Here is a 23,942-nt window from a genome sequence, read left to right as displayed (position 1 = left end):
GTCTCGACGATCGAACCCTCCTCCGCCGCCGGTTTCTGCCGGCGTCCCGCGCCAGCTCGGGCCCGGCGTCGGCCGTCAGCCGGTGCAGGGGTGCTGCGACACGCGGAGACCCGGCACCGTGAGGTCCGGCACCCGTTCGACAGCTTCGAGGCCCGCCTCGATCGCCGCTGACAGCGAGGGCGCCACGGTGTCGTCGAAGTCGAGTCGGGCCACGGTGACACTCGCGTCCATCGGAAGCGCGTCGGTGCGGAACACCGCCTGCCCGCATCCCGCGTTGCGCAGCGCCGTCACCTCCTCGTCGGTCACTGCCCGACCGAGAATCAACGAGAATCGGAAGCCCATCCCAACACCCTTCGATCGTTTCGGGTTCGATTGGCCGTACGCTGGAGAGCGGTCTGGGCGGTCGGGCGCCCGGCTCCCGGGCCGCCACCGTTCGGTGGCGACGACCCCCGGGGCTTTGACCGCGGTGGCGCCGGCCCAGCGGAACGTTCGGGCGCTAGAAGGACGTGCCGCAGTAGGGCAGGGTCGCGACCGCGAACAGGTCGTCCGCGGCTTCGACCGCCCCGGGGATCAGCTCCTCGGCACGCCGCGACGCGACGAGTTGCCACCACTTGGTCCCGCCCAGGTACGCGCTCGCGAGGCCGGCCACGTCGACCCTGATTCCTGGCGGTGCGGTGGTCCGCACCACGCCGTCGCCGCTGACGTCGTAGCAACCGTTGTTGAAGTCGAAGAGCGGATCGAGGACCTCGAGCACCACCGAGCCGGTGGGACGGAAGGTCCGCGCGCTCAGCGCCGCCGCGACGTCCAGCAGGCGGATCCACAGTTCGTCCCGCAACTGGACGTCGCGCACCACGCGACGGTCCGTGAAAAGCTCCGGGAGCGGGTCGTCCGCGGGCAACGAGTGGAAGTCGATCAGGTTGACGAGGTCGAGACTCAGAAGATGCTGGAGCAGGCCGTGGTAAGCGTCCCGGGAGAGGGCGACGAAGTCGTCGACGACGATTCTCCGCTCGTAGCCGTGCATCCACTCGTCCGGGTTGGTGGGCCGGTAGTCGACGAAGCCGTCCTCCGCACCGGGGCGGCCGTGCACGGCGCGGTACGGCTTGATCGGCTCGGCGGCCTGCGCCAGGTGGTGCAGCAGCCACCATCCGTCGGGTCTCTTGATCGAGCCGTTCCACCGGATCGGCTCGTAGATCGCGGACAGCACGTTGCGGGCGTCCGGCTGATCGACCAGCCGAATCTCGTGGCGGCCGTGGTCCGGCGCCCTGAGCCGGGCTCCCGACCGGTGCAGCCGAGCCGAGACGGCGCTGGTGGCCGGCGCCCACCCGAACTTCTCGTGGAGATGAGCTTCTGCCGGGCACATGGCGCCGACGATCTCTCCGCGTCGGAGGGAGTCGGTGAACTGACGGACGGCCAGTTCCCGCATGATCCCCTGACGGGTGTGGGTCGGCAGCACACCCAGGTGGGTCATCGCCGAGCTGGGGATCCGCGCACCGCCGGGCACCGTCAACCAACTCCGGTAGGAGTCGAGGCAGCCGACGACACGGCCGTCGTGGAAGGCTCCGATGAACCGACCCGGCTCCAAACCCGGTACGGGATCGATGTCGCCCAACGGTGGCAGACCCACCATCGCGCGCCAGAAGACCTGGCATGCCTCGCCCATCTCCTGGGTGTCGGTCAGGACCCGGTACTCGATCTTCATCACGGTCTCGATTCAGCGGCCAGGACCTCATGTGGACGCGGGCACTTCCGACCGCTTCCGGGAGGAACAGCGCCCCGTTCGGTCTACAGGCATGTTCCTCTCCCACCACGTCGAGGACATCCATCCGGGAGATGACCCGCCGGCCGACTGCCTCACCGAGTCGTTTCATCGCCGCTAATCGCGCTGTTGACGGCGGCCACCGTTTCCGGGACCGAGGGCTGACGAAATGGCGCGACAGGCTGCCGTACCCTACCGGGACCACGCCGAAGTCCCAGTGACGGACCGGCTCGGCGCCGTGCGATCGGGCGCGAGGGGCGTCGATGTCCGCCAGGACGACGCCGGCAGTCGACGGCACAGCCCTGCCGCGCCGACGGGCGTCCGCGCCGGCGCCGTTCCACCGGTGACGGTGCTCGCATCGCCCACGAACCTGGAGCGCGAATGAACGTTGACCTAGTCGTCGTCGGGGCGGGACTGTTCGGCCTGACTGTCGCCGAGCGGTGCAGCACACAACTCGGCATGCGGGTGCTCGTCTTGGAGGCGCGGGATCACATCGGCGGAAACGCCTACAGTGAGTTCGATCCCGAGACGGGCATCGAGGTGCACCGCTACGGGGCACACCTGTTCCACACCTCCAACGAGATGGTGTGGGACTACGTCAACCGGTTCACGTCGTTCACCAACTACGTGCACCGCGTGTTCACAAGACACGGGGACGAGATCTATCCCATGCCGATCAACCTGGCGACGATCAACCAGTTCACACGATCCGCGATGTCCCCGGCAGAGGCCGCGGACTGGGTCCGCCGGCAGACCGACGGGCATGACATCGCCGGCTCGACCAACCTGGAGCAGAAGGCGATCGCCCTCATCGGGCGCCAGCTCTACGACGCCTTCATCCGCGGGTACACCGCCAAGCAGTGGGAGACCGACCCGACGAACCTGCCCGCAGACGTCATTGCCCGGCTTCCGGTGCGGTACAACTACGACAACCGCTACTTCAACGACACCTACGAAGGGCTGCCGAAGGACGGGTACACGCGATGGCTCGAGCGGATGGCAGACAACGACCGGGTCGAGATCCTGCTCGGCAACGACTTCCTGGATGCCGGCGCTCCGGTCAGCAAGTCCGACACGGTGGGCCGCGTTCCCATTGTCTACACCGGACCACTCGACCGTTACTTCGACGACGTCGAGGGTGCGCTCGGCTGGCGCACGCTCGACTTCGAGCAGGAGGTGGTCCCGACGGCTGACTACCAGGGCACGTCCGTGATGAACTTCGCCGACCTCACGGTGCCCTACACGAGGATCATCGAGTTCCGGCATTTCCATCCCGAACGCGACCACCCGGATGACCGCACCGTGATAGCCCGGGAATACTCGCGGTTCGCCGGTGGAGCTGATGAGCCCTACTACCCGGTGAACTCCTCGATCGACCGACGGTCCCTGGTCGCGTACCGTGAGCGGGCGAAGCGCGAACGCGGCGTCCACTTCGGCGGACGGCTCGGGACCTACAAGTATCTGGACATGCACATGGCGATCGCCTCGGCGCTCAACCTGGTGAGCACGTTCGCGCCGGCGGGTCACATCGCCCTGCCGACACGATGAACCTTCCGGCATGGCCGGTCGATCCCTCGTCCGTTCAGGAGAAGCCATGACGGCTGCGGCGCTCGTGGTCTCGCACAACCGGTGCGAACTGCTCAGGAACTGCCTGTCGGCGCTACTTGCCCAGAGCGAGCCACTGGATGAGATCCTGGTGGTGGACAACAACTCGACCGACGGCGCGGTGCGGATGGTACGCCGCGAGTTTCCGTCGGTGACCCTGCTCCGGTCCCGGAAGAACCTGGGTGGAGCAGGCGGCTTCTCCCTCGGCGTCGAGGAGTTGATGAAGCGTGGCCACCGCTTCGCATGGCTGATGGATGACGACGCCGAACCGCGACGCGATGCCCTCGCGCCCCTGCTGAGGGCCATGAACGCCGATGCCACGAGGAAGCCGGCATTCGTCGCCTCGACGGTGCTCAGCCCGGAGGGGAACCCTATCGCCAGTCACGTCCCGCTCCGCATCCCCGCCCAGGAGAACCGCGGCCTTCCGACTCCGGCGGACACGTATCCCGCAGCCCATTCGACGTTCGTCGGCGTCCTCATCAATCTGGACGTGGCGAGGCGGACCTTCCTGCCGATCGCGGATTTCTTCATCTGGTGGGACGACTCCGAGTACACCTCCCGCCTGCAACGACTGGGTGGTGGCCTGGCCAGCACGACGAGTGTGGTCGTCCACCCGGACAAGGCAGAGTGGCGGGACCTCGGACCACGCCTGCGCTTCGACGTCCGCAACCGGATCTGGATCCTGAAGAACCGGACGTTGGCGTCGGATCGGGGTCGCGAACGTGCGGCGGGTGGGTTCTGGACGGGGATCTGGTCGCAGGCGAGACACGCGCGCCGCAAGGACCTGTTCGTGTGGCATCTGGGCCGCGGCTTCTGGGAGGGCTTGTTCACCAACCCGCGGACGGTGTTCCCCGGTGCGCGGGGGGACGATGAGCCGGGTGGTTTGCTGGAGGGGCACGCGTGACCCCGTTGCCGACCGGTGCCCAGGCACCAGGGCGCGCGTGGTTGTCCCGCCTGTTCCGGACCGCGCTCGGTCCGTACGTCGCGATCCTCCGGTCACCCGGGACGGTGGCCATGGTCACGACGGGCATGCTGGCCCGTCTCGACATCGCCATGGTGTACCTCGGCATCATCCTGTTGGTCAGTGCGGGCGGCGGTTCCTACTCCGTCGCCACGGCACTGACCGGGGCGCACGCGCTGGCGAGCGCCGTCTTCGCGCCGCAGTTGTCCAAGCTCGCCGACCGGCGCGGCCAGCGCCTCCTGCTGCTGTGGCTGTCCTCGGTCCATCTGCCGGCCATGCTCTGCCTGGTCGTCGCGGTCCTGCACGACGCGCCGGTGGGCCTGCAGATCGCGCTGAGTGCCGTGGGCGGCGCCACCAATCCGACCGTTCCGTCGATGGTCCGGGTCCGCTGGTCGGCGCTGCTGCGGGGGACGCCGGCGCTCCGGACCGCCTACGCGATGGAGTCGACGATCGATGCCGGACTCATCGCGTGCGGTGCCCCCCTGGCGACCGCGTTGGCGGCGTTGTTCCTCCCCGCAGCACCGTTGGTGATCGCGTCGGTGACGGTGACGATCAGCGCGGTGTCCCTGGCGCTTCAGCGCGGGACGGAGCCGCCGGCGACCCGTGCGAGCGGGGACCGACGGGCGCGGGAAGGCACCCTGGTCCCGCCCCGGATACCGGAGATCCTGCCGGTGTTCCTGTTCGCCGGCGTGTGGCTGGGGTCTTTCGAGGTGGCGACCATCGCCGTGGCGATCGACTCTGGCCGGCCACAGTCGGGCGGCCTCGTCCTGGCGCTCGCCGCGATCGGCTCGATGGTCGGGGGAATCGTCGTCGGTCGACTGGGTGCGCGCCTGTCGACGGGACGGCTGCTGCATGGTGCCCTGGGCATGCTGACCATCGCGGTCGCTCTGATGATGTTCACCGAGACCACCACCTATCGACTGGCTGTCGGCTTCCTCGCCGGGCTCGCGGTCGCCCCGACGATCATCACGGCCGGCACCCTCGCCAACTCGATGACACCGCCGCAGCGGCTCACCGAAGCGGTGGCCTGGACCGGGTCGGCGCTGGTCACCGGAACGGCGATCGGGCACCTGCTGGCAGGTGCCACGGTCGACCGATGGAACGGCAACGCCGGCTACGGCGTGTCGGTGTGGGGCGGCGCGTGCGGTGTCCTGGCCTTCTCGATCATGGTGGCGCTCGGCCGACGGCGGGCCGGCGCCGTTGATCACACTATTCCGGCGCGGAAGGCGAACGACACGAGTTCGGCGCGATCACGCGCGTGAACCTTGTGGCGGATCCGGTAGATATGAGTACGCACCGTCGACATGCTGATGTACAGGGAGCGCGCCGTGTCGTCCAGTGACTTGCCGTGGGCCAGGGCCACCAGCACCTCGCGCTCGCGAGGCGTGAGACTCTCCGTCCACGGCTGCAGACTTCGGTCGACGCCGCTTGTCTGGGCCCGGAGCCAGTCGATGAGTTCGCCCGCCAGGCTGGGTGCCAGGTAGAGATCCCCTTTTGCCCCCGCCTCCGCCGCGCGGACGATCTCCTCGGAGTCGGCATCGCCCGCGATCACCCCGCTCACTCCCGATTCGAGCAGAGCGCTCGTGGTTGCCGGGTGCTTGTCGTGACACACGACGATGATCGGTAGGCGAGTCGTGTCATCGGTGCGCAGCGGGCGAATCGCCTCGACCATCTCGCCGCATCCCAACGCCAGATCGGCGATCACGAGATCCGATCCCGTGGCCACCCAGGAATTCATGCCGCTGTGCAGATCCGCCGCGATTCCTGACACCGATACCCGTGATGATTCGGCCAGCATTGTGCGCAGTCCCTCACGAACGACTGCGCGCTCCGCGCAAACAATGACGCTGATGGTCATGACACCCCCGTTTTGCTGTTCACTGACGAATCATGCCGGCCCGCGTAGAAAACTAATAGGGAACAGATACTTGCGTGGAACGCCTTCGGAACTTCGAGGCGAAATCGGTGAGCCCACGGCCTGCGGGGCGGGAGAGACGCCCCGAATCTCGTCAGTTCGGCGTCGACGCGCGCATGCGACGGAAGCGTCGGCAAGCTCGACGCAATCTGAGCCGGCAAGGACCCAGGGTGGTGATTTGCAGCTGGACGTCGCCCGGAGCAACATGATGTCCTGACACACCTGCCACGATCGCCCCCGACAGACTCGCTCGAATTAGGTGTTTCCAACGTTATACCGCAGGACGTGGACTGCGGCAACCCTGGCGAGGCGGCGGATCAATAGTTACGGAGGGTGCTTATCCGGGCCTGGCTTCACGAAGCGCAATTGACCTCGGGGACATGCGGGTCGTCGATCGACGGTGGGTGAGGATTGCTAGTCGCACACCGTGAGCGCTACCCGCCTGTGCCTTGTCAGACTTAGCGAAAGACGACCCGAGGGCCCATCCCGGCCGGCGGCCACCGAGCCGCTGTGGCATCCGCGGTCGGGCGCCGGAGATCCGATGGCTGCGTCCGCACATCCGAATCCGGTAGAATCCACGACGGCACAGCGCCCGACCCGTCACGGCGAAAGGCGGTGCCTGTTCACGTCGTCGCCGTCCGCTCGAGGTGTCGACGCCCCACGAACGTGGTCGGCCGTACGTGTTCGCGTGTCACCACACTATCCATTTCCGGTGGACCTCGCGTTGCCGGTCGACAGCTGCCGGGGGTTCACTGTGCCGGATCGTGGCCCACGCGTTTCCGTCGTGATGCCCACCTTCAAGCAGGAGATGTTCATCCTGCGGGCGCTGGAGAGTCTTCTCGCCCAGACCTTCGAAGAATGGGAGCTCATCGTCATTGACGATGCCTCGCCGGACGGCACGGCGAGGCTGCTTGAGCCCTATCTCGCCGACGCGCGGGTGCGTTACCTGCGCAACGACCACAACCTCGGGCTCGGCGCGTGTCTGAACCTCGCCGTACAGCAGGCCCACGGCGAGTACCTGGCCTACCTGCCCTCGGATGATGTCTATTTCGTCGATCACCTCGACGTGTTGGTCCGAATGCTGGACGCCGACCCGGACCTGTACCTGGCGTACGGCGGGGTGCAGACGGGCATCGGCGCCATCTTCTACGACGACCCGAGTTGGTTGCACGCAGCCACCTTGCAGGGCGACGACGTGGTCGGCCGTGAGGCCGAGGTGCTCGCCGCGCCGAAGCCCCCCTCCTACCTCGACCACCTCAAGAGCGGGAACATGCTGGCTCTGGTGCAGGTCATGCACCGCCGTGGCCATGATCGCGGCTGCCCGTGGGCGGAGCGGACGACGGTCGTGTCCGACACGTTGGAGGCCGACCAGTGGCGGGCGCTGCTCGCCAAGGGGGCCCGGTTCGGATACGCCGGCAGGGTGACGTGCCAGTGGGTGCAGCATCCGAAACAGCGCCATCGCATCATCGGCGGCACGCCGAACGGCCAGATGCGGATGGTCGGAGGGCTCTCCATGTACCGGGCCCACTACGAGATTCCCGCCGGTCAATACCTGAACTGGCGGCCGGCCAGCGGCTTCCCGATCGACGAGCGGGCCCGTGCCGAGAGCCTCGCCCGGCTACAGCGGACCCACGTCCCTGCCGCCACGTACGCGCGATCCGACCCACTACGGATCCTGTTCGTCGGTGAACTGGGCTTCAATCCCGAGCGGATACTGTCCCTGGAGCACGCCGGCCACCACCTCGCCGGACTGTGGTTGCCGGAGCCGGAGGTGTGGACGTCGGCGGGTCCCTTCCCGTGGGGTGCCATCCGCGACCTGGATCACGACGACTGGCTGACGCAGGCCCGCGCCTTCGCACCGGACATCGTCTACGCGGGCCTGAACTGGCAGGCTCTGCCCCTCGCCGAGCAGGTGCTCGACGCCGGACTGGACGCTCCGCTGGTTCTCCACTTCAAGGAAGGGCCGGGCTACGCGTACACGCACGGTATGTGGCCGCGACTGGTTCGTCTGCTCCGTTCCAGCGCCGGCCGCGTCTTCATCAACGACGAGTGCCGGCGATGGCTCGGCCAGGCCGTCGGCGAGGTGGCCCTCGACGCGCTCATCATGGACGGCGACCTACCGCCGGTCGCCTACTTCACCGACGAGTTCCGCGAGAAGCTGTCCGACCGCGACGGGCTGATCCACACCGTCTGCGCGGGGCGCTGGATGGGTCTCGACGATTGGCAGGAGATCGTCAAGGCGGGCATCCACGTCCACATCTACGGCGACATCAATCACGGGCTCGCCTACGGCACCATCCCCAGGGGCGTCGAGACCGGGCACGTCCATCTCCACGAGACGATCGGGCCGGACCGTTGGGTGTCGGAGCTGTCGCAGTACGACGCCGGTTGGCTGCATCCGTTCGTGAGCACGAACGGCGGTGACCTCCGGGCGGCCACCTGGAGCGACCTCAACTACCCAGGTCGGCTGGCCACGTACGCCTGTGCCGGTCTGCCCTGGATCCTCTACGACAACGCGAGCGCCGGTTCCGTCACCGCCATCGAGCAACTCGCCCGACGACTCGACGTCGGTCTGCCCTTCCGGGACATGCCAGAGCTCGCCAGGACGTTGAGCGACCGGCCGCGGATGCGGGAGCTGACCGCCAACATGACACGGCACCGGCAGGAGTTCAGCTTCGAAGGCCACCTGGATGAACTGATCGGCTACTTCCGTGACGTCATCCGCCGCCACCGGAACGGCCCCACGCCCGACTGAGGGCGGGGCAGCCCGCGGCAAGTATGGCAGCCGTCCGGCTGCCATGCCTCTCGGTGCGCGAGCCGTCGTCCTCGCGTCCGGCCACCCACCCGGTCGGAGCGAATCGCGGGTGCCCGGACGGCAACGGTCTCGGTCCCGGCCGAGCGGCTTCTGGCTTGTGGGCTTGTGGCTCCGAATCGCGCAGCCGTCGCCGTGCCGGGGTCAGCCGGTCGGGCCGGTGCTCTCCCGGGGCAGCACGGCGTGCGGTGCGACGAGCCGGACGGGAGGCCCGGCTCCGAACCCGAGCCGGGTGGCGATCAGGTCGAGCGCCTCCCTGGCGACGAATGCCACATCGACGCAGACGCTGGTCAGCGTCGGACGAGAGTAGCGGCCCTCCTCGGTGTCACCGACGCCGACGACTGCGACGTCCTGCGGCACTCTCAGGCCGATGTCGATGGCGGCGCGGATGGCCCCGATGGCGATCCGGTCGTCATAGCAGAAGATGCCGTCGGGTCGCTGCTCCTGCGCGAACAGGTTCCGGGCGGCGCGGTAGCCGTCTTCGTGGCGGGTGTCCGTGGTGGTTTGGAGGAACCCGATCGCCGGGCGCAGCCCGGCACGGTGAACCGCCTGCTCATAGCCGAGGGTGTAGGGGTGCGGTGCCCGGCGGTCGGTGTCGGAGCGGGCGCCGATCGCGGCGATGTGTCGCCGGCCCGTGTGCACGAGGTGGTTGACGGCGTCCCGCGCCGCCTGCGCCGCGTCCGGGTGGACATGGTCGTAGTGGGCATGGGAGGTTTCGCCGAGCACGACGACCGGTGTGCCGGCGGTGAGATTCGTCGCCAGCCTGGCGTGCGAGATCAGGTCCGCGTCCACCAGGGCGGCGTCGACGCGCAGTGAGACGTCGGCGTAACCGGGCGGGATGGTCGCCCGCGTTCCCGGACCGAACGGATTGACCGCGACGCGGAGTCCGTGGGCGCTCGCGGCGCGGATGACGTGGCCGGTCAGCCCGGGCAGGCACGTCGTGTCGAGGTCACGTGCGAGTAGCGCGACCAGCCCGGTGCGGCCACTGCGGAGCGCCCGGGCCGCCAGGTTGGGCCGGTAGTTGAGTTCCTTGATGGCGTCTTGGACACGCCGGCGGACGTCGGCGCTGACGTGCGGGTAGTCGTTGATGACGTTGGAGACGGTCTTCACGGACACCCGGGCGAACGCTGCCACTTCCTTGAGCCTCGTGGCCGCCACGGCGTCCTCCTGCCTGCGAGCGACGGAGATGGGCGGTGACACCGGCGATGACCGTTCGATGGTGTCAAATGGAGCTTCGCAGATAGATAACCACCAGTCAAGGCGTTACGCTGGTGGGCACGTGAAGGGGGCTACGGTGAGTAATGGCCAGGTGTCGTCCTCGGCTCTGCTTCTGCGCGACTTCGTGAACACGTATGAACCGCAGGTCGACCAGGAGCGCCTCACCGGGCCCGAGGCGCTGAGCGACTGGCTGTGCGAACACGGTCTGCTGTCGGCCGGCGTGTGCTTGCGGCCGGCTGATCTGAGGACGGCCGTGGCATTCCGGGAAGGACTGCGCGAGGTGTTGCTCGGTCACGGCGGGCATGCCACGGACCGGGCCGCCTTGAGGCGCCTCGACGACAACCTGGCCGCCGTGCCGGTACGGCTCACGTTCGCGGACGGTGGTCCGCGTCTACGCGCGGCCGGGAACCGACCGCTCGACATCGCGCTGGCCGGGCTCGTGGAGGCGATCCGAGAGTGCGCCGAGGACGGGGCCTGGATTCGGCTCAAGGTATGCCACCGGGACACCTGTCGATGGGCCTACTACGACGCGTCGCGCAATCAGGCGCGCCGCTGGTGCTCCATGGCGGGCTGCGGCAACTACGTCAAGATGCGTCGCGCCCATGCGGTACGTCGAAACCGTCGCTCGGCTACGGACGGGACCGACCGGGACGACTGACCGGCGACGGCGGTCCGCAGCCGAGCGGATCGGATGCGACAGGTGCGCGCGCGACGGCGGCGTGCCCCGTTCATCACCCCGCGCCACGACGCGCGTGCCGCGCTCGCGGATGATCGGCTCAGCGCGGACCGTCGCCGGCCGGGCTTGCCAAGGGTCAGTCCCGGCGGACCGCCGCCATGGTCAGCCCGGCGTCCCGGGAACCGGCCACCCGGGCGGCGATCGGCTCCAGCTCGGCCAGTTCCGCCCCGGTGAGCACGAGACCGGCCGCGGCCACGTTCTCCGCGAGCCGGACCGGGTTCCGGGTCCCGGGGATCGGCACCACCGGCAGGCCGTGCACGGCCGCCCGCTGGTGCACCCAGGCCAACGCGACCTGTGCCGCCGTGACGCAGCGGGCGGCGGCGATCCGGTGGACCGGGCTGAGCAGCGCGGCGTTGTGCCGGGCCCGCTCACCGGTGAAGCGGGGCATGTGCCGACGGGAGTCGTCCGCGGCGAGCCGGTCGACACCGGTGACGGCGCCGGCCAGGAAGCCGCGGCCCAGCGGCGCGTACGGCACCAGCGCCACGCCGAGTTCCGCCGCCGTCGGGACGACCGTCGTCTCCACGTCCCGGGAGAAGATCGACCATTCCGACTGCACGGCGGCGATCGGGTGCACCGCGTGCGCGGCCCGGAGCTGTGCCCCGGTGACCTCGGAGAGCCCCAGGTGCCGGACCTTGCCCTGGGCGACCAGCTCGGCCAGGGCGCCGACGGTCTCCTCGACCGGCGTCGCCGGGGCGACCCGGTGCACGTGGTAGAGGTCGATGACGTCGACACCGAGACGGCGCAGGCTCGCCTCCACGGCGCGGCGGAGATACCCGGGCGAGTTGTCGATGCCCCGGTGCCGAGGATCGTCCACGCTCCGGACCAGGCCGAACTTGGTGGCGATGACGACCCGGTCCCGGTTGGCCCGGACGAACGGCCCGAGCAGCTCCTCGTTCCGGCCGTACCCGTACGCGTCGGCGGTGTCGAAGAGCGTCACCCCGAACTCCAGCGCCCGGTCGAGGGTCCGCCGCGACTCCTCGACGTCGCTCGGGCCGTAGAACTCGCTCATGCCCATGCAACCGAGTCCCTGGGCGCCGACCGGCGGGCCGGCGGCGCCCAGGGCGACCGGCCGCAGCGTCCGTGCCGTCATCGGGTCATCGGCCCGACCAGTGCGTGCCGGCGGCGAGTTCCTGGTCGACGGTGCGGAGCAGGTCGACGTCGATCTTCCGGATGTCGTCGACCAGGTGTCGCACCCCGGTGGCCACCATCTCCTCCCGCTGGAAGTTGTGCGGCATGCTGGCCGGCACGCCGATGAAGCCGGCGCCCAGCGCCCTGGTGACCTCGGCCACCCGGTTGATGTCGTCGACGAAGACGACCTCGTCGAACTCGTAGCCGAAGATGTCCCGGACGATCTCCTTGGTGCCGGGCCGGACGTCGTTCACGTCGACGTACGGGATCTCCGCGTCGAAGTAGCCGGCGAGGTGGCCGAGGTACCTGTCGAACGTGTACTCGCGGTTCCGGCCGCCGTAGCACACCACCCGCACGTCGACCTCCCGCAGCGTGGCGAGCAGCTCCTCGGCGCCCTCGGTCACCTCGACCGGGTGCGTCCTCAGGTACTCCTCCCGGTGCGCGAAGAACGCCGCGATGGTCTCCTTCGCCGTCCAGGGCAGCTTGCAGGCCAGGGCCATGTTCTGGCCGGCGGCCAGTTGCGGCGAACCCCAGACGTGCCGTTCGACGTGGGCGGTGTACGACCCGCCGTGCATGGTCACGAAGCTCTCGATCACCGGGCTGTAGGTGTCGTTCAGCACCACTCCGTCGCTGTCGAGCGCGACGAGGCGGATCTTGTCCAGTTTGCTCACTTCTTCTCCAGACGGTCGGTCCGATGGGTCGGGGTGGTGCGGTCGGGCGGCGGTCACGCCGCGGTCAGCACGAGTGCGGCGTTGTGCCCGCCGAAGCCCAGCGACGTGCTCACCGCCACGTCGATCCGGGCCGGTCGCGGCGCGCCGCTGACCACGTCGATGTCGAGTTCCGGATCCAGCCGGCCGAGGTTCGCGGTGGGTGGCACGCTGCCGTGTGCGATGGCGAGCGCGGTGTACCCGGCCTCGATCGCGCCGGCCGCCGCCAGGGTGTGTCCGGTCACCCCCTTGGTGGAGGTCACCAGCGGCCGGTCACCCAGCACCCGGTGCAGCATCCGGCCCTCGGTGACGTCGTTGAGGGGGGTCGAGGTGCCGTGGGCGTTGACGTGGTCGACGTCGGTGGGGCCGAGCCCGGCGTCGGCCAGCGCGGCCCGCAACGCCTGCTCGATCCCGCGTCCCCGCGGATCCGGCGCGGTGGCGTGGTGGGCGTCGGTCGCGGACCCGTAGCCGCGCACCACCGCCCGGGGCCGGGCGCCCCGGGCGCGGGCGTCCTCGATCCGTTCCAGGACGAGCACGCCCGCGCCCTCCGCGACCACGAACCCGTCCCGGTCGGCGTCGAACGGCCGGGACGCCTCGGCCGGCGCGTCCGCCCGCCGCGACAGCGCGCCCATCCGGGCGAGCCCGGCGACGACCAGCGGGGTCAGTGCCGACTCGGTGCCGCCGGCGAGCACGATGTCGCAGGCCCCGGCGCGGAGCAGGTCCCGCGCCACGCCGACCGCCGTCGTCCCCGACGCGCAGGCGGTGGCGGTGACCAGGCTGGGACCGCGGGCGTCCAGGTCCAGCGCGACGTACCCGGCGGCCATGTTGACCATGTACATCGGAATCAGGAAGGGGGACACCCTCCGTGGCCCGCCCGCGGTCAGCGCGGTGTGCTGCCGCTCCAGCGCGGCGGCCCCGCCGAGCGAGTTGCCGAGGACCACGCCGACCCGGGCGCCGTCCCAACCGCCGGGCTGCCAGCCGGCGTCCTCGGCGGCGGCCCGGGCGGCCACGATCGCCAGCTGCGCGAACCGTTCCAGCTGCCAGGCCGCGAAGCCGCCGAGCGCGGCCTCCGGCGCGAATCCGGGCACCCGGCAGCTCAGGGCGGTCGGCGTGCCACGGAGGGTGTCGTCGGCCCGCGCGCAGCTCAGACCCGACCGGATCCGCTCCCAGTTCGCCGCCACGCCGATGCCGGCCGGCGTCACCAGGCCGAGCCCGGTGACCGCCACGCCGAAGGCGTCCGGGTGCTCGGCCATCAGGCGACCGCCTGTTTGGTCTCGACCAGCCGCGCCGCGTCCCGGATGGTCATCTCGTTGGTGAGTTCGCCGTCGTCGATGGCGATGTCGAACACGCCGTCGAGCAACAGCCCGAGTTCCACGATCACCAGCGAGTCGATGTCGAGCGACTCGAACGTCATGTCCGCCTCGATGCCGTCCGGCACCAGCTTCAACTGGGTCGCCAGAACGTCGATGATCCGGTCTTCGATTGCCTTCATCCGTGTGCTCCCGCTAGCTGTGGTCAGTTCCGTGAGGTGGCACCGCCCGGCACTGCGGCCAGACGAGCGCCACCGACCCCCAGGTGAGTCCGCCCCCGAAGCTGGCGAGCACCACCCGGTGCCCGGGGCGTACCGCGCCGGCCGCGACACCGTCGGCCAGGGCCAGGGGGATGGACGCGGCCACCGTGTTGCCCACCCGGTCGATGTTGGTGACGAACCGGTCGACCGACCGCCCGAGCCGGGTGGCGACGGCGGCGATGATCCGCAGGTTGGCCTGGTGCAGCACGAACCGGTCGACGTCGGCCGTCGCCCAGCCGCCGAGTGCGGTGGTCCGTTCGATCGAGGCCGACATGTGGCGTACCGCCTCGGCGAAGGCCGCCCGCCCCTGCATCTCGAAGTAGGTGTCCTCCGGCTTGACCGGCAGCCCGGTGGACCGTTGGCGCGATCCTCCCGCGCGTACCTCGATGAGGTCGCTGCGGCTGCCGTCGCTGCCCAGGCTCAACCCGTGCAGGGCGCCCGGCTCGTCGGCGGTGCCGCCGCGCAGCAGCACCGCGCCCGCCCCGTCCCCGAAGACGGCCCGGGTCGTCCGGTCGTCCGGGTCGAGGATGGTGGAGAACGTGTCCGCGCCGATGACCAGCACACTCGACGCGGTGCCGGCGGCGATCAGGCCCGCCCCGGTCGCCAGGGCGTAGACGAACCCCGCGCAGACCGCCGCGACGTCGAACGCCGGTACGCCGCCCAGGCCGAGTCGACTGGCCACCTCGGGTGCGGTCGCCGGGCAGGGCCGGTCCGGGGTGCTGGTCGCGACCACGACCACGTCGGCGCCGGTGGCGCCGGCCGACGCCAGGGCCCGGCGGCCCGCCTCTACCGCGAGGTCGCTGGTGGCCTCGCCGGGCGCGATGACGTGGCGTTGCCGGACGCCGGTACGGGTGACGATCCAGTCCTCGTCGACGTCCAGTCGCGCCGCGAGCTCCCCGTTGGTGACGACCCTCGGGGGCACCCAGCCGCCCAGCCCGGCGACCACCGCCGCTCGCCCCATCAGGCCACCCGCTCCCGGTCCGTGGTCGAGGTGCCGTCGGCGTCGGGCGCCACGGTGAGGCCCATCCGCGCGATCTCGGCGCCGCCCTGGTGGAACGTCACGTCGACCGGTCGGGGCGACCCGCCGGCCCGGTCCGGTTCCGTCGCCGGCCCGGCCGCGTCCGCCGGTACCGCTGTCAGCGTCACCGGCTGGTCGAGTTCCGCGTAGGCCGCGAACGACGCGGTCATCCGGGACATCACGGTGCGGTGCGGGGCGCCGCCACCCCAGTGCGCCGTGGCCACCGTGGCCACCTGCCGCGCGGCCTCCAGGAGCACCATCCCCGGCACGTGGTCGTGGTCGTGGTCGAAGAAGCTGATGTTCTCCACCGGCACCCGCAGGCCGGCGGTGACCGCCCGCGCGGCGGTCCGCACGTCGAGCAGCACGGTGTCGGTGGCGCGGCGACGGCCGACGCGGTCCGGCGCCGTCAGTCCGCCGGCGTCGGCCGCCGGGCCCAGCCGGGACGACGTCGGCGGCGGGCCGCCGCGCCCCCGGGACCGGACCATTGTGTACGCCTGCGGGGCCAGGTAGCCGACCGCCAGGCGCACCACGCCGATCCGGTGACCGGCGACCCGGAGGGTGAACTCGTAGTCCAGCCCCCGCACCCGGCCCCCCACCCGACGGGGGACACCTGTGGTCACCGTCATCCGCAGCTCGGTCGGGCCGGGCGTCGCGTCCCGGACCACCGCCGCGAACCCGGGCCGCAACAGCTCGGCGGACCAGCCCCGCAGCACGAAGGCCGCGTGCGGCTCGACGTCGAAGAGCACGTGGGCGGCGTACGTCTCGGCCTGCCGGCAGCACTCGACGAGCAGCAGCGGATCGAGCCGCCGGTTGGCCGCCCCGGTGTGCCCGGTGTAGTGCGGGTGGACGGCCGGCAGCAGCGCGGCGGCGACGAAACCGTGCGGGCCGACCGGTCGGACGTCGGTCAGGAACACCTCGGTCAGGTTCCGCCGGTGCACCACGGACCGGTCGACGGTACGCGCGAAGTCCAGCGACTCCGCGGCGGCCCGCAGCTCCCGCTCGCCGGCGGCGGTCGCCCCGGCGGTCCCGGTCACCGCGCACCGCCCACGGTCGCCCGGCTGCGGGCCGGGCCGGTCACCACGTCCAGCAGCGCGCCCACCGGCACGGTGGGTTGCCGGCTCATCAGCATGGTGGCCACCCGGTACGGGTCCGCGTAGCCGCGCCCGGCGACAAGCGTGCCCCACAGCTCGGCCGGGAACCGCTCCCCGGCGTCGTGGTCGCCCGCACCGGCGTGCACGTCGAGCAGTCGCCGGGCGCGCCGGATCCACCGGCTGAGTTGGTGCGCGGAGTAGCTCTCCCGGGCGGTGCGCCCGAGGCCGGCGATCAGGTACAGCCGCAGGCCGAGCCGGAACGCGTCGACGCCGTGGTCGTCGACGAACCGGTCGGCGATGGCGTCCAGGGTGTACCCCTGCCAGCCGCCGAAACGGGTGGACGTGGTGACGCCGTCGATCGGCACCCGGGGCACCTCGAACCGGACCACCCGGGCGCCGAGCGCGGTGAGGACGTGGCCCACCGTCTGGTAGTCGGCGCGCAGCTGCTCGTCGTGGGCCAGCACCACCAGGTCGTGGTCGGCCAGCAGCGGCACCAGCTCCCGGAGCAGATAGAGCAGGTAGTTGGGTTGTCCGTCCGCGGCGAGGACGACCCGCAGCGGGTGGCCCGCCGCGGTCGCGTCCAGGTACACCGGAGCGCCCACCGGCCGGCCGTCGATGCAGAGGTTCCGGCGGACGAGCAGGTCCAGCAGGTCCGCCTCGGCCATCAGCTCGGGCCCGTGCCGGCCGAGGTCCGGGTCGAACATCCCCAGCAGCTCGTAGTGGCCCCGCCAGATGTCCAGGAGCCGGGCGCTGGCCGGGTGGAGCCAACCGGCCTCGGCCCGCCGGACCGTCGGTTCGATCGCGGCGAACGGCAACCGCGGGGTCCGGTGGTACGCGACGTACAGCTCGCCGATCTCCACCTCGTCCAGTCCGGCGTACGCCGTCGCGGGGTGGTGCCGGTCGAGGTGGTCCCAGAACCCCGCCACCTGCTGGCTGCCCGCGTACGCCCCGTGCCGGTAGGCGACGGTCACGTCGGCGAGGACCGCGCTGACCCGGACGATCACGTCCAGGGAGAGCAGGTACTTCAGGTGGGTCGGCGTCAACGGCTTGGTGGGGCTGACCGTGACCGGCGCCAGCAGGATCCGCGATCCGGCGCCGGGCGGGAGCGGGTGGGTCATCGGACCGCCGCCGACTCCGCCAGCGCCGTCCGGAGGCGACCGATCACCTCCTCGGCCTCCACCGGCGTGCAGTAGCCCGGGTCCGCGATGAAGGTACGGCCGGCCACGCCGCCGACGGTGCGGGGCACCAGCCACAGGTGGAAGTGTTCGGTGCCCTCCATGCAGGAGAAGATGTGGATCCGCGGCGCCCCGGTCACCTCCTTGAGCGGGCCGGTGAACCGCCGGACCAGCGCGCCGATGCCGGCCGCCTCCTCGTCGGTGAAGTCGGCGTAGTCGAGGAAGTGCCGGTGGGACTCGATGAGCAGGGTGCCGACCGGCCAGTACGGCGTGGGCCCGTGGCCCACCCGCCAGACGCCGTCGTCCACGAGGTGCCCGCCGGGCGGCACCGGGAAGCCGGCCCAGGCGGGCACCGGCAGGCCGGCGTACTTGGCGCAGACGAGGCACTGGCGTTCCTCGGGCGTGCGCCCGCTGAGCAGCCGGGTGAACGGGTCGCGGACCCGGGCCAGCGGCTCCAGCTGGGCGTGCCGGCTGTACCAGGCGTCGAGTTCGGCTGCGGTCGCGGCCGGATCGGTGAGGTGCGGGGTCGCGGCGTCGGCCCAGCGTTCCCGGGCCTGCTCGTCGGTCAGGCCGCTCAGGTCGGCCACGTCCCGCCAGGATCCGCCGGTGTCGCGCAGGTAGCCGACGATCGCGTCGTGCAGCTCCGGGACCTCGGCGCCGAGCAGGCTCCACAGCCTCGGGGCCAGCGGCTCCTCCCCGTCGGGGGCGGCGACCGCCAGGCGCAGCGCCTCGGACAGGGCCTGCAACCGCGCGGACAACGCCAGGCGGGACAGGTCGGCCGCGGTGAAGTCCGGTGTGTCCATGTGGGTCCTCTTCATTCGGTCGGGCGCCCTATCGCCCCGGCTCGGGGGAGAGCCAGGTGAACAGGCGAAGTGCCGGGGAGTCGCCGTGCGCGTGGTGGACCCGCGCGTAGCCGGGCTCGGTGCGGACCAGTCGGGCGTCGAGGTCGGTCCGGTGGATCAGGCGGAGTGGCTCGTCGGCGCGCAGGCTGCCGCGCAGGACCGATTCGGCCAGGGTGTGGTGCAGGTGCACGAGGTACTCGGCCAGACTCAGCGCCCGGACGGCCACGTGCAGTTCACGGGGAGCGCCGGGGCGGGCCGACGCCGGCCCGGCGACCGGCGCGACCGGCGGGAGGTCGAGTTCCGCCGGCAGGGCCGGCAGCACCCCGGTCACCGGCTTGAGCAGGCGGCTCAGCCCCGGTAACCGGCCCGCCGGGAAGGGACCCAACCAGGCCGCGCTGCCCGTCGGGGCGACGACCCGGGCCGGGTTGCGGGCGGTGAGGTTGGCGGAGTTGCCGAACAGGAAGCGGGTCCGGGTCCAGGACCGACGCCAGGCGTCCGCCTCCCCGTCGGACAGTCCGGCGGCGAAGCGCCGGGCGCCGCGTACCAGGTCGTCGAGGTCGACGCTGCGCAGCAGCACCAGCACGGTGCAGCCCCCGGTTTCGTCGGCGGCGCGGTGCGGCTCGGCGCCCACCCAGGCGGCGCGTGCGGTGAGGAGTTCGGCCAGCCGGCTCTGGAACGGTGCGCCGTCGAGGTCCACCGGGGCGCTCACCGGTCCACCGCCGGGGACGCCGCCGGGTGCGCCAAGGCATCCACAGTGGACTCACTGGTCGTCGTCAACACCGCCGCGACCACCTCGTCCAGTGGCGCCGCGCCGTCGACGATCCGCACCGGCAGGTCGCGGACCTCGGCCAGCAGCGCCGCGCGCAGGTCCGTCTGCAACCTGACGAAATCGGCTCGGTCGACGGTCGGTCCGTAGTGCTCGAACCGGTTGACCCGCGCGCCGTCGCCGCTGCGCGCCCAGGCCGTCTCCGCCGGCACGTCCAGGTAGAGCACCCGGCCGGGCTGCGGGAACGAGCGCCAGTAGTCGAACGTGGGGGTGTGCTCCACCCCGAGCAGGCGACACTTGACCAGGAGCTTGTAGTAGTACGAGTCGATGATGACCCGGTCCGCGCCGGCGGCCCGCGCCAGCTCCTCCCGCAGGTGCAGCACGATCGGGGTCAGCACCGACACCACGAGTTCGGGGGAGTAGCGCTCCCCGGCCCACCCGAACGCGTCGGTGATCCAGCTGCGGCGTAGCTGATGGATCAGCGGGTACGGCCCGAGATACCGGTCGTCGTAGGAGACGACCCGCCAGCCGTGCTCGTCGTGCAGCCGGCGCAACACCGTCGACTTGCCGGCGAGGTCCGGCCCGAGCAGGGCCCAGAACCCGGTGCCGTCGGAGCGGCTCACGCCGGTGCTCCCTTCGTCAGCCACCCGACCGCGAGGTAACTCGCGTACGTCACCGGGATGTAGGCGATGGTGAGGCCCACCGGCCAGCGGGGCGCGCCGGTGACGAACCGGGACGCCGCGGCCACCGACCACGCCAGCGGCGCCAGCGCCAACCAGCCCCAGGCGTGCCCGGCGCCGGACTGCCACGGCCGCAGCAGTCCCAGCACGATGCCGGTGGCGAGCACGGCGGCGCCGAGCGCGACGGCCGTGGTCCCCCACGGGCCGAGGACCGTGCTGTACGTGCGCTCGCCGGGTCGGGGTCGGCGGGTGGCCTTGCGACCGAACTCCAGGCACACCCCGCTGAGCGTGACCGCGACGATGGCGAGCACCCCGCCCAGGTCCGGCCGCCGCCCCTCGGCGTGCAGGAAGGCGGCGTACACGTAGATGCTGAGCAGTGGCTGGATCGGCAGGTTCACGGCGAGGTGCAGGGCCAGCCGGTCACCGGCGGGCCAGCCGTACACCCGGTCCAGGGTGATCACCACGGCCGTGTAGCCGAGTTGCCCGGCCAGCGCCGCCAGGACCACGCCCCGGCCGGCGTTGAGCAGCAGCAGGGCGGCGGCGCCGAGGACGACCAGCACCATCAGGTCCCGTTCCCGCACCACCCCGGCGGGCAACGGCCGGTGCGGGTTGTGCCGGCGGTCGTACTCGTGGTCCCGGATGTCGTCCATGGCCCGCAGCAGCAGCATGCCGACCACAAGCGTGACCGCGGTGACGGCGAGCCCGCCGTCGGGCCGCCAGCGCGGCATCCCGCTGACCGCCGCGAAGAGGGCGGTCAGGCCGATCGCCCAGGAGAGCATGAACGGCACGTGCACCGCCGGCGGGTACGCGGCGGCCACGTACCGGCCCCAGCGGCCGGTCATCGGACTCCGTCCAGCATCCGCACCGTGCCGGCCGTGCCGTCCACCTCGATGAGACTGCCGTCGGTGATCCGGTCGGTGGCCCGGTCCACCGCGACCACGGTGGGGATGCCGAGCATCCGTCCGGTGATGGCGGTGTGCGACAGCAGGGTGCCCCGTTCCACCACCAGCGCCCGCGCCGAGAGCATCAGGTAGAGCCAGCCGGGATCGGTCTCCCGGGCGACCAGGACGTGGTCGCGGCACTGCTCGGCGTCGATCGACGGATCGAGCACGACCTTGGCCGGGCCGCGGACGACGCCCGAGCTGGAGGCCAAGCCGGTGAGGACGGCGGCGTCCGGTCCGACGGGTGCGCCCGGCCCGGGTGCGGCGGCCCTGCCGGTGACGCGTGCCCCGGCCAGGGCCACCGCGAGCGGCAGGTCGGGATCGGTGCGCAGCCGGGTGGGCAGCGGGTCGGTGTCCGTCCAGCGGGCCCGCTCGGCGGCCCGGACCGCCGCCAGCCCGCGCAGGTCGGCCCCGGCCAGGGTGCCGTCGAAGGCGCCCAGCACCTCGTCGACGGTGAGGTCGACGACGTCGCCCGGCCGGTCCAGGCGGCCCCGCGCGGCCAGCTCCGCACCGAGGCGGGTGAGCAGCACCCGGGAGTCGCCGAAGAGCTGGCTGCGGCAGAACCGGGTGTTCTCCCGAACATTGATCAGCGTACGCATCGTCCGGCCCAGCCCGCGCAGCACGGCCCGTTTCACCGGGTTGCGGCACCGCTCGCGCAACTCGCGTACGGCCTGGTCGTGCGCCTGGCGCCCGGTGGCGCGGCTGGCCGACACGGTGAGTCCCCGCGCCAGGTAGGCCCGCACCGGCTGGAGGACGGTCCACGGCTCGTCCCGCGGGGCGGGCGTCTCCAGCTTGAGGTCGTGCATGCCCCGGTCACCGTGGTCACGGAGGTGTTCCCGCAGCGCCGCCAGGAAGCGGGCGCCGTGCCGGCCGGCGACCAGGTCGTCCCAGATCTGCCGCGGGTCCGCGCCGGACCGCAGCGCCGCCCGCGTGTCCGGGTCCTCGGCGGCGGTCGCGGCCAGCGCGATCGCCGAGTGCAGCGCGGCGGTGGAGCGGTTTTCCGGACCGCCGCACAGCAGCCCGTTGAGCAGGCTGCGGTCCGCCCCCGGCACCCATCGGCGCAGCAGCCCGTCGGTCGCCCGGGTGGCGGTGAACAGGAAGATCCCGTTGACCAGGGTGACCCCCCACCGCCGGGCCACCTGCGCCCACAGCGCCCGGTAGGCGTCGACCATCTCGTGCGGACGCCGGGCCGCCACGTCGGCGAGGCCCGCGTGGTACCCGTCCCACCAGCGGAGGAAGCGGCGGACCCGCCACGGGTGCGCGACCAGCCGGGCGAGGATCTCCAGCACGTCGAGTACGTCGGTGAGGCGGGAGCCGCGTCGCCCACCGGGTTCGCCGTCCTGCCGGGCCGCCGTCCCGTCCCGCCCGGCGCCGCCGGTCGCGGCCAGGCCGAGGGACCGTTCCCAGGTGGACCAGAGCGGGCGGAAGCACCGGATCAGGCCGTGCAGGTGGTACCAGCAGTCGAGCTGGTAGTAGATCCGGCCGTCCAGGTGCCCGATCATCCGACGCAACGTCGGCCGCTCGCGTCGCAGCGTGCGGGCGGGCACGCCCATCCGCCGGTAGAGGTCGGTGAACCCCACCTCGTAAAGCTCCCGGGCCACCGAGTACGTCAGGGCGCAGCTGATGCCCGGGAAGCTCTCGGTGACGTTGTTGTTGTCCCAGAGCAGGGCCGGGCTCCCCACCTCGGCCGGGGGACGGGCCGGTGTGGCGACCGGGCGCGCCTGGACCAGGTGGATCGCGCCGTCCTCGGTGATCGTGCCCTCGATGTCCTGGGGTGCGGAGAAACGGGCCTCGACCCGCGCCGCCAGGTCCGCGATCGCCACCAGGTCGGCGTCGGTGAGCACCGGCTCGGTGGCCAGTTCCGGGGGCACCGGCAGGTCGACCGGCCCCTGGTCGGGGTGGGCCGGATCCCACCCGACGGCCCGGGTCTTGACCGTCACGTGGGGCTCGACCGCGCCGGTCGCCGGGTCCACGAAATAGTGGTCGACATCGGCCTTTTCCTGAACCACCCCCTCGCCAATGCCATAGGCGGCGGCGATCACCAGGCGGGCCGCGCCGTCGCGCGGATCGCGGGTGAACGCGACGAATGACCGGGTGCCCATGGCCATTCGTTGAATCCCGACCGCGATTCGCGCGGCGAACGGGGCGTGGCCCCGGCGGGCGCGGTAGAGCACCGCTTCCGGGTTGAACGCCGACGCCCAGCAGGCGACGAGTCGTTCGGCGAGACCGGCCCGTCCAACGTACAGGAAACTGTCACTGAGCCCGGCGAACGGATCCTCCGCCGAATCCTCGCCCGACTCCCGCTGATTGGGCCGGGGAACCGCGCACGCACGCACCGCCACCAGTCCTTCCGGTCCGGCGATCTCGTCGAAGTGCGCGCCTATTTCATCGAGGAGTTCTGATGGAATTGTCAGGTACCGGACTCTCTGCCGAAGCGCTTCCGCGTGGCTGAGCAGCGCCTGGGCCGACCCGGCCGTATCGGCGTCGATATCGGTGAGGAGAGGGCCGACGACCTGGTCGAACACGGTCGCAGGCACGCACCGTAACGGCGGTACGGCAAATCCGTCACGGGCCAGTTCGGCCTGTCTGGCGAACTTGTGGCCGACCAGCTCCGGGTCGAGAATCATCGGTCCGCTTTTGACTAACCACACACTGCTGGGCCTTCCTCACGCATGCGGAATTAGCCCGACTGTCCGCCGGGACGGGCGCGTCGCACATTCGCGGAGATCATGCACGACAGGGATCTCTGATTCAAGGCCCGAAACGGAAGACCGTGCGGATCGTTGTGTGTGGGCTGTCAGACAGGTCCGACAAAACGCGATGACGTGGGACCCGGTGGCGCGCCCGGTCCGCCGGGTGGGCGCAGCTCATTGGCGCGCGCCGCATTCCCGCTGTTTGCGGAGGTGGGCGGAGAAACGGCAGGGCAATGTCGGGCAGCAGCGACGAACCGGGCGTTCGAACGGAACGTTCCGCCGAATATTTCGATTGCGCTCAGGTTTCCGGCCCGGCTATACGTCGCTG

The 23,942-nt window shown here is 71.3% G+C and carries 21 protein-coding genes; 5 read left to right on the top strand and 16 right to left on the bottom strand.

Annotated features, from left to right (window positions below; translation table 11 throughout):
* Positions 1-75: 75 nt before the first annotated feature.
* Positions 76-342 (bottom strand): hypothetical protein, encoded by a 267-nt coding sequence (locus ACIA6B_RS14695; RefSeq protein ID WP_396773556.1) that lies wholly within the window; start codon positions 340-342, stop codon positions 76-78.
* Positions 343-496: 154 nt separating this feature from the next.
* Positions 497-1,699: a GNAT family N-acetyltransferase gene (locus ACIA6B_RS14690; protein WP_396773554.1), complete on the bottom strand. Its 1,203-nt coding sequence runs from the start codon at positions 1,697-1,699 to the stop codon at positions 497-499.
* A gap of 438 nt (positions 1,700-2,137) precedes the next feature.
* On the opposite strand from ACIA6B_RS14690, the gene glf reads away from it, so the two are divergent.
* From glf to ACIA6B_RS14675, 3 genes are read left to right on the top strand one after another with little or no spacing between them, the layout of a single operon-like run.
* Positions 2,138-3,304 (top strand): UDP-galactopyranose mutase, encoded by a 1,167-nt coding sequence (glf, locus tag ACIA6B_RS14685; protein WP_396773552.1) that lies wholly within the window; start codon positions 2,138-2,140, stop codon positions 3,302-3,304.
* A 46-nt stretch (positions 3,305-3,350) separates the two neighbouring features.
* Positions 3,351-4,265, top strand: a complete 915-nt coding sequence (locus ACIA6B_RS14680) for a glycosyltransferase family 2 protein (protein WP_396773550.1) — start codon at positions 3,351-3,353, stop codon at positions 4,263-4,265.
* Complete coding sequence (locus ACIA6B_RS14675) at positions 4,262-5,584, top strand: MFS transporter (protein ID WP_396773548.1); 1,323 nt, start codon at positions 4,262-4,264, stop codon at positions 5,582-5,584. The genes ACIA6B_RS14680 and ACIA6B_RS14675 overlap by 4 nt, the downstream gene beginning before the upstream one ends.
* Here the strand turns inward: ACIA6B_RS14675 and ACIA6B_RS14670 are convergent.
* Positions 5,527-6,180, bottom strand: a complete 654-nt coding sequence (locus ACIA6B_RS14670; protein ID WP_396773546.1) for a LuxR C-terminal-related transcriptional regulator — start codon at positions 6,178-6,180, stop codon at positions 5,527-5,529. The genes ACIA6B_RS14675 and ACIA6B_RS14670 overlap by 58 nt on opposite strands.
* Before the next feature lie 769 nt (positions 6,181-6,949).
* Here ACIA6B_RS14670 and ACIA6B_RS14665 point away from each other — a divergent pair.
* Positions 6,950-8,992: a glycosyltransferase family 2 protein gene (locus ACIA6B_RS14665; protein ID WP_396773544.1), complete on the top strand. Its 2,043-nt coding sequence runs from the start codon at positions 6,950-6,952 to the stop codon at positions 8,990-8,992.
* Between the two features lie 201 nt (positions 8,993-9,193).
* On the opposite strand, the gene ACIA6B_RS14660 is transcribed toward ACIA6B_RS14665, so the two are convergent.
* Positions 9,194-10,207 (bottom strand): LacI family DNA-binding transcriptional regulator, encoded by a 1,014-nt coding sequence (locus ACIA6B_RS14660; RefSeq protein WP_396773543.1) that lies wholly within the window; start codon positions 10,205-10,207, stop codon positions 9,194-9,196.
* A 136-nt stretch (positions 10,208-10,343) separates the two neighbouring features.
* On the opposite strand from ACIA6B_RS14660, the gene ACIA6B_RS14655 reads away from it, so the two are divergent.
* On the top strand, positions 10,344-10,925 hold the full coding sequence (locus tag ACIA6B_RS14655; protein ID WP_396773541.1) for a CGNR zinc finger domain-containing protein: 582 nt from the start codon (positions 10,344-10,346) through the stop codon (positions 10,923-10,925).
* Between the two features lie 154 nt (positions 10,926-11,079).
* Here ACIA6B_RS14655 and ACIA6B_RS14650 read toward each other — a convergent pair whose 3' ends face one another.
* From ACIA6B_RS14650 to ACIA6B_RS14595, 12 genes are read right to left on the bottom strand one after another with little or no spacing between them, the layout of a single operon-like run.
* The gene (locus tag ACIA6B_RS14650) at positions 11,080-12,093 is read right to left on the bottom strand and encodes an aldo/keto reductase (protein ID WP_396773539.1); all 1,014 of its coding nucleotides are present in this window, start codon (positions 12,091-12,093) and stop codon (positions 11,080-11,082) included.
* 4 nt (positions 12,094-12,097) lie between these two features.
* The gene (locus ACIA6B_RS14645) at positions 12,098-12,802 is read right to left on the bottom strand and encodes an HAD family hydrolase (protein WP_396773537.1); all 705 of its coding nucleotides are present in this window, start codon (positions 12,800-12,802) and stop codon (positions 12,098-12,100) included.
* A gap of 53 nt (positions 12,803-12,855) precedes the next feature.
* The gene (locus tag ACIA6B_RS14640; protein ID WP_396773536.1) at positions 12,856-14,091 is read right to left on the bottom strand and encodes a beta-ketoacyl-[acyl-carrier-protein] synthase family protein; all 1,236 of its coding nucleotides are present in this window, start codon (positions 14,089-14,091) and stop codon (positions 12,856-12,858) included.
* Positions 14,091-14,330 (bottom strand): acyl carrier protein, encoded by a 240-nt coding sequence (locus ACIA6B_RS14635; protein WP_396773534.1) that lies wholly within the window; start codon positions 14,328-14,330, stop codon positions 14,091-14,093. The genes ACIA6B_RS14640 and ACIA6B_RS14635 overlap by 1 nt, the downstream gene beginning before the upstream one ends.
* A 13-nt stretch (positions 14,331-14,343) precedes the next feature.
* Positions 14,344-15,369 carry a beta-ketoacyl-ACP synthase III gene (locus tag ACIA6B_RS14630; RefSeq protein ID WP_396773533.1) on the bottom strand — a complete coding sequence of 342 codons (1,026 nt, stop codon included), beginning with the start codon at positions 15,367-15,369 and terminating at the stop codon, positions 14,344-14,346.
* Positions 15,369-16,460 (bottom strand): AfsA-related hotdog domain-containing protein, encoded by a 1,092-nt coding sequence (locus ACIA6B_RS14625; protein ID WP_396773531.1) that lies wholly within the window; start codon positions 16,458-16,460, stop codon positions 15,369-15,371. The genes ACIA6B_RS14630 and ACIA6B_RS14625 overlap by 1 nt, the downstream gene beginning before the upstream one ends.
* Positions 16,457-17,635: a hypothetical protein gene (locus tag ACIA6B_RS14620; protein WP_396773530.1), complete on the bottom strand. Its 1,179-nt coding sequence runs from the start codon at positions 17,633-17,635 to the stop codon at positions 16,457-16,459. The genes ACIA6B_RS14625 and ACIA6B_RS14620 overlap by 4 nt, the downstream gene beginning before the upstream one ends.
* Entirely contained in the window at positions 17,632-18,495 is an 864-nt protein-coding gene (locus tag ACIA6B_RS14615) for an HIT family protein (RefSeq protein ID WP_396773528.1), read from the bottom strand. The genes ACIA6B_RS14620 and ACIA6B_RS14615 overlap by 4 nt, the downstream gene beginning before the upstream one ends.
* 28 nt (positions 18,496-18,523) lie before the next feature.
* Positions 18,524-19,243: a DUF6182 family protein gene (locus tag ACIA6B_RS14610; RefSeq protein WP_396773526.1), complete on the bottom strand. Its 720-nt coding sequence runs from the start codon at positions 19,241-19,243 to the stop codon at positions 18,524-18,526.
* On the bottom strand, positions 19,240-19,923 hold the full coding sequence (locus ACIA6B_RS14605) for a dTMP kinase (protein ID WP_396773525.1): 684 nt from the start codon (positions 19,921-19,923) through the stop codon (positions 19,240-19,242). Before ACIA6B_RS14605 ends, ACIA6B_RS14610 begins: the two co-directional genes overlap by 4 nt.
* On the bottom strand, positions 19,920-20,822 hold the full coding sequence (locus tag ACIA6B_RS14600) for a hypothetical protein (protein ID WP_396773523.1): 903 nt from the start codon (positions 20,820-20,822) through the stop codon (positions 19,920-19,922). Before ACIA6B_RS14600 ends, ACIA6B_RS14605 begins: the two co-directional genes overlap by 4 nt.
* Positions 20,819-23,548 (bottom strand): PEP/pyruvate-binding domain-containing protein, encoded by a 2,730-nt coding sequence (locus ACIA6B_RS14595; protein ID WP_396773521.1) that lies wholly within the window; start codon positions 23,546-23,548, stop codon positions 20,819-20,821. The genes ACIA6B_RS14600 and ACIA6B_RS14595 overlap by 4 nt, the downstream gene beginning before the upstream one ends.
* Between the last annotated feature and the right edge of the window lie 394 nt (positions 23,549-23,942).

Source organism: Micromonospora sp. NPDC051141 (assembly GCF_044455765.1).
GTDB lineage: Bacteria > Actinomycetota > Actinomycetes > Mycobacteriales > Micromonosporaceae > Micromonospora.
The sequence above is the reverse complement of the archived record's forward strand: the minus strand, read 5'-3'. Positions and strand labels throughout refer to the sequence as shown.

What these genes read in the sequence shown, in the direction of transcription:
- ACIA6B_RS14630 (WP_396773533.1), bottom strand. Translation starts at nt 15,369, where the DNA reads ATGGGGCGAGCGGCGGTGGTCGCCGGGCTGGGCGGCTGGGTGCCCCCG.
- ACIA6B_RS14650 (WP_396773539.1), bottom strand. Translation starts at nt 12,093, where the DNA reads ATGACGGCACGGACGCTGCGGCCGGTCGCCCTGGGCGCCGCCGGCCCG.
- ACIA6B_RS14615 (WP_396773528.1), bottom strand. Translation starts at nt 18,495, where the DNA reads ATGGACACACCGGACTTCACCGCGGCCGACCTGTCCCGCCTGGCGTTG.
- ACIA6B_RS14635 (WP_396773534.1), bottom strand. Translation starts at nt 14,330, where the DNA reads ATGAAGGCAATCGAAGACCGGATCATCGACGTTCTGGCGACCCAGTTG.
- ACIA6B_RS14640 (WP_396773536.1), bottom strand. Translation starts at nt 14,091, where the DNA reads ATGGCCGAGCACCCGGACGCCTTCGGCGTGGCGGTCACCGGGCTCGGC.
- ACIA6B_RS14690 (WP_396773554.1), bottom strand. Translation starts at nt 1,699, where the DNA reads ATGAAGATCGAGTACCGGGTCCTGACCGACACCCAGGAGATGGGCGAG.
- ACIA6B_RS14670 (WP_396773546.1), bottom strand. Translation starts at nt 6,180, where the DNA reads ATGACCATCAGCGTCATTGTTTGCGCGGAGCGCGCAGTCGTTCGTGAG.
- ACIA6B_RS14620 (WP_396773530.1), bottom strand. Translation starts at nt 17,635, where the DNA reads ATGACCCACCCGCTCCCGCCCGGCGCCGGATCGCGGATCCTGCTGGCG.
- ACIA6B_RS14595 (WP_396773521.1), bottom strand. Translation starts at nt 23,548, where the DNA reads ATGATTCTCGACCCGGAGCTGGTCGGCCACAAGTTCGCCAGACAGGCC.
- ACIA6B_RS14680 (WP_396773550.1), top strand. Translation starts at nt 3,351, where the DNA reads ATGACGGCTGCGGCGCTCGTGGTCTCGCACAACCGGTGCGAACTGCTC.
- glf (WP_396773552.1), top strand. Translation starts at nt 2,138, where the DNA reads ATGAACGTTGACCTAGTCGTCGTCGGGGCGGGACTGTTCGGCCTGACT.
- ACIA6B_RS14695 (WP_396773556.1), bottom strand. Translation starts at nt 342, where the DNA reads ATGGGCTTCCGATTCTCGTTGATTCTCGGTCGGGCAGTGACCGACGAG.
- ACIA6B_RS14600 (WP_396773523.1), bottom strand. Translation starts at nt 20,822, where the DNA reads ATGACCGGCCGCTGGGGCCGGTACGTGGCCGCCGCGTACCCGCCGGCG.